Raw genomic sequence first — 12,831 nt, 5'->3', positions numbered from 1 at the left:
CTCTCTCTTTTGTCAGTTAAATATCCACGTGTTATGCGCTTCTTCCTGTATTTTGTTAGCTGTTGTTTTTTTTATTTACCTGTTGTGGCGCAGGTATCAATTAACCTGAACGCTTATAAGCCTTCTGTTGAGACTAAGGTAAATGTGGCCAATAAGCAACTTACAGCGGTATGGAGCTCCGGCGCCAACCAGCGGGCGCAGATGATACTGGACCTGGAACCGGCGAAGCCGCTTATCCATAGTCTCAGCTGGAATAATGGCAAGGAAACATGGCAAACAGTGGCTTCAGGTCTGCAGCCGGTATTTTTTCTTACCACCGGTAAACGCGACCTGGTGTCTCAAAACGGCTGGAATATCTTCTTTGATAAAACAGCAAAATTGCCCCGCACTACCTATCAGTTGCAATTGCAGAAAGACAGTATCGCCGTTATCACAGACGGTTCACGTACTATTATACGGGTGGCCGGTGCAACGGCAGGGCCTTTCAGCGGTGCGATAGAAATAACACTGTATAATGGCAGCGGGTTAATGAATATAGCAGCCGTAATGACCACCCAAAAAGATTCCACTGCAATCCTGTACGATGCAGGACTAACGGCAGCGCATATCCCATGGCAGCAGATCCGCTGGGCAGACCCTAAAGGCGTTATGCAGTCAGTACCAGCGTTGCAAAGCGAACAAAGCACCAATGTAGCCGTAAAATACCGCACCATTATAGGGGAAAGTAAAGCCGGCAGCCTTGCCTTGTTCCCCGCACCGCACCAGTACTTTTATCCACTGGATAACTGCTTTAACCAGTCGTTCACCTGGTATGGTAATAACTATAATAAAACAACGCAGGGATTCGGCATTGGTATACGCCAGGAACCTGAAGGCGATAAAAGATGGGTGCCCTGGTTTAATGCTCCTCCGGGAACCGCGCAACGCCTTCACTTCTTTTGTTTGCTCAGCAACACCGGGGCCGGTCAAACGTTGCAGGAGGTACGCCGCTATACGCATAGCGATACCTACACGCCACTTCCCGGGTACAAGACTATGAGCAGCCATTTTCACCAGGAACATACTGCAGATGTATTGAACAAGGTAGCTATGCCGGAGATCCCGGCATTTATACAGGCCTTCCGGGAAACGGGTGTGAACATTGTACACCTGGGAGAATTCCATGGTCCCGGCCATCCACGGGGTCCGGAGGATCAGCGTTTCCTTGAACAGCAAACATTGTTCAGGGAATGTGAACGGCTATCCGATTCACATTTCCTGCTGCTGCCAGGAGAAGAGCCAAACAACTTTTTCGGTGGCCACTGGATGAATATTTTCCCCGAACCGGTGTATTGGGTGATGGATCGTAAACCCTCACAGCCTTTTGTATCTGATGATCCTGTTTATGGAAAGGTATACCGGGTAAGCAATAAAGAGGAAATGCTGCAGCTGCTGCAAAAGGAAAAGGGCATGGCCTGGACGGCCCATGCGCGCACCAAAGGATCTACAGGGTTCCCAGACAAGTATAAAGAAGAAGCATTTTTTGCATCGCCGCAATTTATGGGCGCCGCCTGGAAGGCTTTACCCGCCGACCTTTCACAGCCATATCTTGGTAAACGGGCATTAGACCTGCTGGATGATATGAATAACTGGGGCTTCCATAAAACAATGATTGCAGAAGCTGATCTTTTCCGCATTACACCGGAAGATGAATTATATGGGCACCTGAATGTGAACTACCTTCAGCTGGATCGCCTGCCTTCCTTTAAAGATGGATGGCAACCTGTTCTTGATGCCATGCAGCAGGGAAAGTTTTTTGTTACTACCGGTGAAATACTGTTGCCCGCTTTTACCGTGAATGGAAAGCCCTCCGGCAGCACAATCCCGGCAGCCCGTAAAGGAGTTGTGAAAGTATCTGCCAGCTGGACGTTCCCGCTTAACTATGCAGTGATCATTTCCGGCGACGGGGAGAGAAGCTACAGGGAAAAAATTTTACTGCATGATACAAAGGCATTCGGCGCCCGATCCTTCACTTTTAATATTAACCTGGAAAAACGCAAATGGGTACGCGTTGAGTTGTGGGATGCAGCAGCCAACGGAGCATTTACACAATGTGTGTGGATAAAGTAGCTGCATGCAAATCCGCTTCATTGACAGGCTTAAAGGCGTCTAACGGCGACGAACATACGGAGCAGCAGTAATCTGCCGGAAGCTCAGTGAATAAAGTACCCGGTGGGACCTGCTGCTCCGGGTCCCCTGCAATATCATCATATACCGTTAAGCATTCCCCGCACTGATGCACGGTTCTTTCCACCGCCGCCACAGTTACGAGTGATTGCTGTTCTGTTACGTAATGCTGCAATACATTGGCTTCGCTTTCCCGCTCATAGAATGTTCTGCACAGCGCTACAATGTAAGGCCCGAGGTGTTCCTTGGAAACGCCTTCGCGGTATAAAAGCAATTGCGCAGAGTTGGCATTGTACCCCGCTGTATAAAGGATGTCATAACGTTGCATGTATTTCAGCTTGCTGCCATGCCTGTTTTCCTGCTTGCGGATCACTACCGTACCAAAAAGACTGGCCGGCCGGTTGATCCTTACGCTGAAACATAAGCCATAGGTCCGCACATCGGCAGTATCAAAATAGCGGATGATATGCCGCTTCAGTACAAGGCCATCTTCACAGTTGTCTTCTACCTGCCAGTTCAGTTCATTGGCAGCATGACGTACATTGATACCATATTTTCCCAGTACATAGTCCCATAGCTTGCGGTGGGCTGGCTCAATATTTTTTATGATAAGCGATTTCCACGGCGTGGCATACAACTGCCCTACACGGGTTTCCAGGCAAATGGTGCATACCTCCCTCAGGAAAGCAATCGGGAAATCTTCATCTCTCCGGTAAATACCTAACCAGTAACTATTGTCGTGCTTGTTGAAACCTTCGTAATAGGGTAAATGAAAAGCAGGAAGGTCTGGCTCCTTATCTTTCGGGCGACTGATATATTTCGCTGTCTGCTTTACCTGGTGGTACACTTCTTCCGGCGAATCACCTTCATTAATGCTCTGTTCCAGCTGCCTGCTCATGGCGGCAATATTATTGGTATAAATGAGCTCCGGCCATGCATATAGTTGCTGGCTTCCCGGCATACGGATATAGAGGTACCAGTAATGTAAGCTGTCGGAACTGATCCAGTTGATATGCCCGGTGAATAGTGGCACAAATGTTTGCTGGCTGTCGCATACATTAATTTTCAACGACGGCGTGTAGTCGAACCCGTTAAATACGTCTTTATAAATTCCCTCGCTCAGCCAGCTGTCGTGGATAAAAATACCAGCGGCAGGATAGGAGCTCATAATGTTCGGCTGTGTTGCAATAGGCAACTGTTTCTCCGCGCAGCTATTTTTAAAGGTAGTAAGGCCTTTATCCGGTATATCTACCAGCAGTTGCTGGCGCAACCCGAAACGTACATGCGTGGCATGTGCAGCGGTGGCTGTATCCAGCAGATCCAGCAGGTATCCCGGTGAAATAATGCCACCGGTAAAGTTAATGGATAAGGTATGCGTATGTTTAGCCATAATTATACTAGTGCTGCTGCGGTTTTTTGAATAGATTTTTCCAGCAATGCCTTCACTTCCGATTTGCAGCTGCCGCAGCCCAGTCCTGCACCTGAAGCCTGGCAAAGCTGTTGCAGGTTATCGCAGCCACCGGCTATTTTTTCCATGATATTGCCTTCGCCTACATTGCCACAGGAACATACCAGCCTGCCAATCACCGGTGTGCCTTTTTTGCCGGAACGTAACAGCTCCAGCCGCTTATCTGACAGTTCTATTTTTTGCTGGATAAGGTCCCTGAATTCAATAAACTCTGATTTATCACCGATCAGGATAGCTCCCACCAGTTTGTCCTGGTGAATGATACATTTTTTATAGTACCGTTTTGCTTTATCAATGAACACTACCTCTTCGTATGCCGGGTCTTTGGGTGTTTCTACCATTCCCAGCGAGCAAAGATCAGTACCATGCATTTTCAGGATGTTCATAAACAGGGAGCCCTGGTAATAGTTGCTGATATCGCCGTTAAGGTAACGGGCCACCACTTCCGCCTGTTGTTCCGCTGCCGCGGTAATACCATACAGGGTGCCGTTGAAAGCCGCAATTTCCCCGATGGCATATATTTCCGGGTCGCTGGTTTGCAGGTATTTATTTACCACCACGCCACGGTTACATTCCAGCTGCGCAGCCTGTGCAAGCTCTATATTGGGAACCGTGCCTATAGACATTACTACTGCCTGGCAGGGAATATACAAACCACTTTTCAGCTGTATGCCTTCCAGTTGCTCATGCCCGGAAAAACGGTTGATCTCATCGTTGTAGTAGATGTCAATACCCCTGTCGGTGAGCTCTTCATAAAGAAGCTGTCCGCCAAGCGCGTCCAGTTGCCGGTCCATCAGCCGGGAAGTACGTTGTATAACGCCAACGTCTATATTCATTTCTTTGAGAGATGCCGCCAGCTCAATCCCCAATAATCCACCACCCACTATCATTACTTTCCCCCTGGCTGGATCTATATGTTGTTTGAAGGCGTCTGCATCCATCCGGGTGCGCATAGTAAATATGCCTGGTATGGCGGGAATATCGCGTAGGGTGGCTGCCCGGCTGCCGGTAGCCATCAGCAGTATATCGTACGTATGTACGTTCCCGTTACTGTCTGTAAGTAATTTGTTCGCACGGTCAATATGCGTAATGCTCACTCCCCTGTGTAATGTGATATTATAAGCTATTTCTTCCGCACGGGTCATTTTTACCAGCTGCTTCCACTGTTGTGTGCCACTGATATAGTCCGGCAGCATCACGCGGTTATAGAACGGGAGATTTTCTTTACTGAAAACCACAATTTCATCGGAGGTGTTCAGTTCACGGTACGACTTTACAAAGCCGCAGGCGCCGGCGCCTGCGCCGATTATCACGATCTTCTGTACAGGCTTGCGGTAGCGTTCTACCTGCACGGCTGCATATTTGAAATCCGGCTGTTTGGAAAAAGGATCCAGTATAGTGCTGGTAAGATTGTTGGCGCGGTGCAGATCGTTCTGAAGTATTTTGCCCCAGTGCATAGGCAGGAACACCACCCCTTTTTTAATGGTGTTGCTCAGTTGTGCTTTTACCCGCACCGTACCGCGCCCATTGGTAACGGTAACAATATCATCAGCGGAAATGCCACGCTGCCGCGCATCTTCAGGGTGTATTTCCAGGAAGGAGGCGGAGATGTGTTGCTTCAGTTTACTCACCTTACCGGTTTTGCTCATAGTGTGCCACTGATCACGGATACGGCCGGTGGTAAGGATTAACGGCAGTTCGCTGCTAAGTGGCTCCGACTTATTTTCATCGTCAAAACTATGGATCACTGCCCTTTTATCGGGCGTGTAAAACTGGTGGTCGCGGAACAACCGTGGTGTGCCGTTACCGGATTGGTAAGGCCACTGCACGCTGCGTTGCGCTTTGATAATATCGTAGTTCAGTTCACTTACATCAATATTGGTACCTGCAGTAAGGCGGCAATGCTCATCATATATCTCAGATGCATTCGTATAATCGAATCCGTGATATCCCATTTTTTGTGCAAACCGGCAAATGATCTCTGCGTCGGGCAGTGCTTCTCCAGGCGCGTCGTTTATCTTGGCAAGATAGCTGATGCGCCGTTCGGCATTGGTCATGGTTCCTTCTTTTTCCGTCCATGCTGCAGCGGGCAGCACCACGTCCGCATAGCGCAGGGTTTCCGGTTTATTGGATATTTCCTGTACTACCACGTACTTTGCCTTTTGCAGTGCAGCCTCGGCAAAACGTGCATCCGGTAAGCTAACGAGCGGATTAGTACACATGATCCAGATGGCTTTCAGCCGTCCGTCGTTCAGCGCGGTGAACATTTCTGTAGCGGTAAGACCAGGTTTATCTGAAAGTTCCGTACCTCCCCAGAATTCCTGTACTTCCTTGCGGTGCGCGGGATTGTTCAGCACCCGGTGTGCGGGGAGGAGGTTGGATAAACCGCCTACTTCGCGGCCGCCCATGGCGTTAGGCTGGCCTGTTAAGGAGAATGGACCGCTGCCGGGCCTGCCGATTTGCCCGGTAATAAGGTGCAGGTTTATAAGACTGAGATTTTTATGTACGCCTACTGAGCTTTGATTCAATCCCATTGTCCAGAAGGTCATAAAGCCGGAGGCGTTGCCAATATAATCTGCCGCCCTGTGAATATCTTCTGCTGCTACACCGCAAATGGCCGCGGCCTCTTCTATTGTGCGTTCCATCACGGTATCCTTATACCGGTCGAAACCATTGGTGTGCTCTTTTACAAAGGAGCTGTCGGTATACCCACCGGTAATAAGCGCCCGGCCTATGGCATGATGCAGTACAATATCAGTACCCGGGTTTACCTGCAGGTGCAGGTCGGCCAGGGCACAGCTCTGCGTAACCCGCGGATCGCTTACAATGATCTTCATGGCGGGATTGGCTGCCCTGGCGGCTTCCACCCTGCGCCATAAAATAGGATGGCACCATGCAGGATTTGCGCCTGCTACAAAAATGCAATCGGCCTGTTCTATATCATCATAGGTGCCAGGCACGGCATCTTCTCCCAAAGCCATCTTATAGGCAACCACGGCACTGCTCATACACAGCCTGGAATTGGTATCTATATTATTGCTGCCAATAAATCCCTTGATCAGTTTGTTTACTACATAATATTCTTCTGTAAGGCATTGCCCGGATGCGTAGAAGGCTACTGCATCCGGACCATGTTTTTTGATAATTGCTGCAAACACCGCGGCGGTGCGCTCCAACGCCTGGTCCCAGGTAACCCTTTGCCGTGGAAGGTTACGATGATACCGCATTTCAGGATATAACAGCCTGTCTGAAGTATCCATCACCGTATAATGCAGGTTCATTCCTTTGGAACAAAGCTTGCCTTTATTAACCGGGTGTGTTTTATCACCTTCTACATGCAGCTTGCCCTGGCGGTCTTTATGTACCACTATTCCACAGCCTACGCCACAGTAACAACAGGTGGATTTGAATGATGCTTGCATGCTTTAGGTTTTACAATGATTTATGAAACTGCTACCGGTGTTGTTACCGGTGCATCGTCAGCAGCAGGCTGCCGGGTAAAGCGTGTCAGCATTACGATGCAGGAGATCGCTATCACTACATAACCGATATACGTGAACGCCTGTACGTAACTGATGCTGTCTGATTTGAACAGGAAGCCGAACAACATGCCGCCCAGGTTACCACCTGCACCAACAATGCCGCTTACCAGTCCTGCATTTTTTTCATTGATAAAAGGCACAATGCCGTAAGTAGCGCCATTGGCCATTTTCAGGAAAAGCGCAAAACTCAGCATAGCAATGATGGCCACTATCAGCGAGCCGGCCTGTGCAAATAATAATAAACCAATACCTTCCGCCAGCAGCATCAGGGCCAATAACCATCCTTTTCCTCTCATGCCAAACCTGGCGCCTGCCTTGTCTGAAATAATGCCGCCCAATGCCCGTGCAAACAGGTTCATAAAACCAAAGATGCCGGCCCAGAACCCTGCGCTGCCCTGCGAAAGTTGAAAAGTATCTACAAAATGTAAGGACGCTACGTTGTCGAAAGTGATCTCCATTCCGAAACACATGCCGTATGCCAGCGTAAGCGCCCAGATGCGCCAGTCGCCCAACACAGACCAATCCGTTTTATTATCTTTCTTATTATAACCTATCTCATCAAAGTTACCGTTAGGCGTATCTTTGGTATAGCGGTAATACAGATACGCTACACCCAGCATCATCAAACCCGGCAGTATCATGGCATACCGCCATGCTTCATGCTTAGTGTAACCAAAACCAACAATCGCAGCAAATATCACCGGCATCACCATGTTGGTAACGCCTCCGCCCAGGTTGCCCCAGCCACCGGTAATAGCATTGGCGGTGCCCTTGATGGCAGGGGCAAACATAAGGGAGGTGTGAAACTGCGTAATAACGAAAGAACCTCCGATAACGCTGATGGCTAAACGGAACAGCAGAAAGGAGGTGTAGTCTTTTGATAATCCTACCAGGAATACAGGCAGGGAGCCCAGCAACAGCAGTCGGATAGCGGTTTTGCGGGGTCCCCAGGTATCACAGAGCCGGCCAATGATCAGCCTTGCTATGATGGTGCCGGATACGGAAGCAATAATGATATTACCTACCTGCGATTTGGTTAACCCGAGATCTGCACGGATGGTAGGCATCAGCGGTGCTAATCCGAACCAGCCAAAGAAGCAAACAAAGAACATCAGCCACGTAATATGAAACGTGCGCATCTGTATGGTATCAACACTGAATATTTTTAATTTCTCTAAAGGAGCAGCCATGTGTAATGTTTTACAGGTTATTTAATCAGGAGTTCAGGACGGATGTTAACCGAGATATACGCCCAGTTACTGTTCGGCGAAGCATTTTTTACATTTTTAACAGTAGGGGAAGACAGGGTAGCAGTGCTCCAGAAGTGGCTGTAGCCTGCTTCCAGTCCTATCATCCTGGTAAGCGTGTAATTTGCTGTTACATCTGCTTCCGTTCCAAACTGTTTATTCATGCCGGTTACATCTGCGGCACTGAAAAATTCATGTACATCGCCGGTTAATGCCCACCTGGCGCCCGGTTTCAATTTTGTTTTTACATAATAATCCTGTAGTCCTTTATTGCCAAAACCGCTGGCTACATAGAAGTAATCCATATTACCCCAGAACTTATGCGGTGTGCCGTACAGCGGGTCAAAATCAGGGCTGGTGTAATCTGCTCCTGCGCCTGCGCTGAATACTTTATTCACACTGTAAAAGAAGGAGCCGGAGAGTAAACTGCCGCTCACCGTTTGTCCGTTCCCGTTGGTACCAAACTGGTGATACGCGGCAGCTGTATAGGTAAATCTGTTGAACGCCTGTGTATAAAATAATCCCGTGGTCATGCGGGTATTCACGGCTCCTTCATAGGTTTTCACCGCTACATGTTCCACGCTGTCGATATGGTATTTTGAAAACTGGTCGGCCAGGAAAAGAAAAGATAAGTTTCCTTTGTTCAGTTTCCTGGATACATATGCATACTCCAGGCTTTTATACATATTTCCGCCATTGGTATTGGCTGTATAGTTGCCCGGAGGTGTAGCATTGTAAATACTGCCGCTGGCATTTTCTTTATTCTGGTTGAAAGCAGCGCCTATGTGGAAGATCCAGGCATTGCTTTCGTACTTTAATACCGCTGCATCATGCCGGCGGCCCTGCTGTAGCCAGTCGAGGTTTCCCAACAGGCGGCTGTCGTCGTACACCAGCTCCTGCCGGCCAATTTTCAGCGAAAGACTTTTATTTTTCACCACTGTGTCTGTCAGTAATATTTCCGCCCACGCTTCATGCAGCATAAACCCGTTGTTATCCGGGGTGGTGGTGCGGTTAATAGTAGATCCGTCCTGTCCCCAAACGCGTACGTCCTGCACCGTTAATCCCAGCTTGATGCGGTAGGCACTGAATCCGGCCGTTAACCGGGTACGCTGGGAAGTGAAAAAGGCGGGCGCTGCGCCCTCAGGTTGGGGGGACCCTTGTCCGTTACGTAGCTCGGTGCGGGTTCTGAGTTGTGCGCCGAGTGTGAGCTGGGCATAACCGTACTGTGATAACAACAGTCCGGGTAGTATCAATGATACCTTGCCTGGAAACCATTTTTTCATGTAACTTTGGTTGATTTTGAATGAGCCAATCATCTCAGGTCAGAAACCCGGTTAGCCTGCCAGCTGCCGGGTTTCTTTTATTATTATGCGCCGGCCATTTCCATCTCAGCTGTTACGCCTATATATACCATGTCATCCACGATTTTTACAGGGTAGGTAGTGAGGGAACATTCGTGCTCGTCTGACAGGCAACGACCGTCTTTCAGTGAGAATGTTTTTTTATGAAAAGGACAGGCTACTTTAGGCTCATCTTTTACGGTGCCGGTCATGCCACGGCTGAGCGCCATCTGCTGGCGGTGCGGGCAAAGGTTCTGGGTGGCATACCATTCATTTCTGCGGGCAAAAAAGAACAGGGCTATCTGCTCCTCTTTATACTTTACGCAAACGCCGCCATTGGTAGGTACATCTGATGTTTTGCAGGCAAGGAACCAGCTGATGGTAGTTGTGTGAGTAGTAGACATAGCAGTGTATTTTGTGTAAAGAATTTATTTCCATTCCGCAGCCCTCTTCTGGGCGCGCATTGATTCAAATTTTACGGTCGGATCTTTGTCGGCCGGGGCATTTACAAAGTGGGAGAAACGCTTGCGCAGCTCAGGGTTTTCCACCACCTCTCTCCATTCGCATTTGTAGTTATCTACGAGGAACTGCATTTCTGTTTCAAGCTGGGCGGCTATACCAAGACTATCATTCACCACTACATTGCGTAAATAATCCATGCCACCGTCCAGTTTGTTGAGCCAGGTGGCTGTACGTGTCAGCGGATCGGCCGTTTTAATATAGAACATCAGGAAGCGGTCTATATATTTGATGCAGGTTTCGCTGTCGATATCCGAAGCCAGCAATTGTGCATGCTGGGGCTTGGAGCCACCGTTACCGCATACATAAAGGTTCCAGCCTTTTTCGGTGGCAATAATGCCAAAGTCTTTGGATTGTGCCTCTGCGCATTCGCGGATACAACCCGATACGGCCGATTTAATTTTATGCGGCGCCCGCAGGCCGCGGTAACGTTCTTCTATCCGGATGGCAAAGCTCACACTGTCGTGCAGTCCGAAGCGACACCAGGTGGAGCCCACGCAGCTTTTTACGGTGCGGAGCGCTTTACCGTAAGCATGACCGCTTTCAAAACCCGCTGCAATCAGTTCTTCCCAGATATTGGGCAGGTCGCTGAGGTGTGCGCCAAACAGGTCGATGCGCTGTCCGCCGGTGATTTTCGTATAGAGATTATATTTAGTGCCTATCTGGCCGATCACTACCAGTTTCTCCGGTGTGATTTCCCCTCCCGGTATCCTTGGAACCACGGAATAGGTACCGCCTTTCTGGATATTGGCAAGGTAGCGGTCATTGGAGTCCTGTGCAGTATCATTGCCTTTATCAAGGATCATATCGTTCCACAAACTGGCCAGGATGGAGGCTACCACGGGTTTGCACACCTCGCAGCCTTCCCCGTCGCCATAATGGTCCAGCACCTCATCAAAGGAACGGAGCGACTTTACCTTAATAAGATCCAGCATTTCCTGGCGGGAGTAGGGGAAGTGCTCGCACACCACGTTACGGATATATTTGCCCTGTGCTTTCATGGTGGCGGTGATCAGGTCTTTCACCATAGGAGTGCATCCACCGCAGCAGGTACCGGCTTTGGTACATTTCTTTACTTCGTCCAGTGTTTCAAATCCGTCGGTTACTGCCTGGCAGATGGTGCCTTTGCTTACACTTTCGCAGCTGCAGATCATTGCTTCATCGGGAAGGGCTGTAACGCCGGCGCCCGTATCAGCGCTGCCACTCCTGTTGCCCAGGAGCAGGTCTTCCGGGTTTGCAGGTAACGGCAATTTGTTCTTAGTGGTTTGCAGCAGCATGTTGTAAGCAGCTGCATCGCCTATCAGGATGCCGCCCAGGAGGAACTGGCCGTCTGTAGTAATATTGATCCTTTTATAAGTGCCCTTGAACTTATCTTCAAATACAATGCTGTGGCAGTTTTCAGGATCAGAGAAAGGATCTCCGAAGCTGGCTACATCTACCCCGATGAGCTTTAATTTGGTGCTCATATCAAAGCCGGTGAAGGCTTTGGCTTCACCGGTGATATGGGAGGCGGCCACTTCTGCCATTTCATAGCCCGGGGCTACCAGGCCATAGATCATGTTGTTGTAAAGTGCGCACTCGCCAATGGAATATATAAAGGAGTCGCTTGTCTGCATTTGTTCGTTTACCACGATGCCGCCGCGCGGGCCAACGGTAAGACCAGCCGCACGCGCCAGTTCGTCGCGCGGTTTAATACCGGCAGACACTACCAGGATGTCTGTTTCCAGGATGGTGTCATCGGAGAACTGTAAGCCGGTTATGGCATCGTCACCCAGTACTTCCCGGGTGTTTTTGCCGGTTAGTACTTTCAGCCCCAGGCCTGCCAGTTTGTTTTGCAGGATAGTAGAGCCCTGTTCATCTATCTGGCGGGGCATGAGGCGGGAGGAGAACTCCACCACATGCGTGTTATTAATACCGAGGTCAAGGAGGGCTTTGGCGGCTTCCAGTCCCAGCAATCCACCGCCTATCACGGCGCCGCTGCGGGCATTGGGCGCATAGGCCTTCATCATTTCCAGGTCTTCTATGGTGCGGTAAATAAATACGCCTTTTTTATCCATGCCCGGTACCGGTGGTACAAAAGCGGCGGAGCCGGTGGCAATTACCAGGTAGTCGTAGTTTTCCACAATGCCCTTATAGGATTGTACCGTTTTCTGGGTGCGGTCAATCTGTAGTACCGGGTCGCCCAGGTGCAGCCGTATTCCCTGCTCCACGTACCAGTCGGCCGTAGCCAGCAGCAGATCATCGGCTGTTTTGCCGTCAAACCAGGAAGTAAGATGTACACGATCGTAAGCGGGACGGGGTTCTTCCCCAAATACAACCAGTTCTATCGGGGTATCGGCAGATTTGGAAAGGATCTTCTCACAAAATTTGTAGCCCACCATACCGTTTCCTATAACTACTATTTTCATTCGACTATATTTAAGGATCAGAAAACTTGAATTATATTATAATTTATTTAATATAATATTATTTCTTGCTTTGGAGATGATTTTTAACGGAGGTGTATGATGTTGGTTATAAAATTAAGCGTTTTTGTTTTAATTTTATGT

At 49.2% G+C, this 12,831-nt stretch carries 7 protein-coding genes; 1 reads left to right on the top strand and 6 read right to left on the bottom strand.

Features of this window, described 5'->3' with window-relative positions; translation table 11 throughout:
• Positions 1–84: 84 nt before the first annotated feature.
• A complete protein-coding gene (locus ABIE50_RS28355) occupies positions 85–2,109 on the top strand; it encodes a CehA/McbA family metallohydrolase domain-containing protein (protein WP_209861813.1) in 2,025 nt (674 codons plus the stop codon).
• On the opposite strand, the gene ABIE50_RS28350 is transcribed toward ABIE50_RS28355, so the two are convergent.
• From ABIE50_RS28350 to nirB, 6 genes are all read right to left on the bottom strand, one after another.
• Positions 2,084–3,556: a rubredoxin gene (locus tag ABIE50_RS28350; RefSeq protein WP_209861811.1), complete on the bottom strand. Its 1,473-nt coding sequence runs from the start codon at positions 3,554–3,556 to the stop codon at positions 2,084–2,086. The genes ABIE50_RS28355 and ABIE50_RS28350 overlap by 26 nt on opposite strands.
• Positions 3,557–3,558: 2 nt before the next feature.
• Positions 3,559–7,056, bottom strand: a complete 3,498-nt coding sequence (locus ABIE50_RS28345; protein WP_209861809.1) for a molybdopterin-dependent oxidoreductase — start codon at positions 7,054–7,056, stop codon at positions 3,559–3,561.
• A gap of 20 nt (positions 7,057–7,076) precedes the next feature.
• Entirely contained in the window at positions 7,077–8,366 is a 1,290-nt protein-coding gene (locus ABIE50_RS28340; protein WP_209861806.1) for an MFS transporter, read from the bottom strand.
• A 17-nt stretch (positions 8,367–8,383) separates the two neighbouring features.
• A complete protein-coding gene (locus ABIE50_RS28335) occupies positions 8,384–9,706 on the bottom strand; it encodes an alginate export family protein (RefSeq protein WP_209861803.1) in 1,323 nt (440 codons plus the stop codon).
• Positions 9,707–9,789: 83 nt separating this feature from the next.
• Positions 9,790–10,167: a nitrite reductase small subunit NirD gene (nirD, locus tag ABIE50_RS28330; RefSeq protein WP_142686482.1), complete on the bottom strand. Its 378-nt coding sequence runs from the start codon at positions 10,165–10,167 to the stop codon at positions 9,790–9,792.
• A 24-nt stretch (positions 10,168–10,191) separates the two neighbouring features.
• Positions 10,192–12,690: a nitrite reductase large subunit NirB gene (gene nirB / locus ABIE50_RS28325; protein ID WP_209861798.1), complete on the bottom strand. Its 2,499-nt coding sequence runs from the start codon at positions 12,688–12,690 to the stop codon at positions 10,192–10,194.
• Between the last annotated feature and the right edge of the window lie 141 nt (positions 12,691–12,831).

Source organism: Chitinophaga sp. OAE865 (assembly GCF_040546735.1).
Lineage (GTDB): Bacteria > Bacteroidota > Bacteroidia > Chitinophagales > Chitinophagaceae > Chitinophaga > Chitinophaga polysaccharea_A.
The sequence above is the reverse complement of the archived record's forward strand: the minus strand, read 5'-3'. Positions and strand labels throughout refer to the sequence as shown.

Bases quoted from the DNA above. Each gene is read 5' to 3' on its own strand.
- nirB (WP_209861798.1), bottom strand. From the start codon at position 12,690: ATGAAAATAGTAGTTATAGGAAACGGTATGGTGGGCTACAAATTTTGT.
- ABIE50_RS28335 (WP_209861803.1), bottom strand. From the start codon at position 9,706: ATGAAAAAATGGTTTCCAGGCAAGGTATCATTGATACTACCCGGACTG.
- ABIE50_RS28345 (WP_209861809.1), bottom strand. From the start codon at position 7,056: ATGCAAGCATCATTCAAATCCACCTGTTGTTACTGTGGCGTAGGCTGT.
- nirD (WP_142686482.1), bottom strand. From the start codon at position 10,167: ATGTCTACTACTCACACAACTACCATCAGCTGGTTCCTTGCCTGCAAA.
- ABIE50_RS28340 (WP_209861806.1), bottom strand. From the start codon at position 8,366: ATGGCTGCTCCTTTAGAGAAATTAAAAATATTCAGTGTTGATACCATA.
- ABIE50_RS28350 (WP_209861811.1), bottom strand. From the start codon at position 3,556: ATGGCTAAACATACGCATACCTTATCCATTAACTTTACCGGTGGCATT.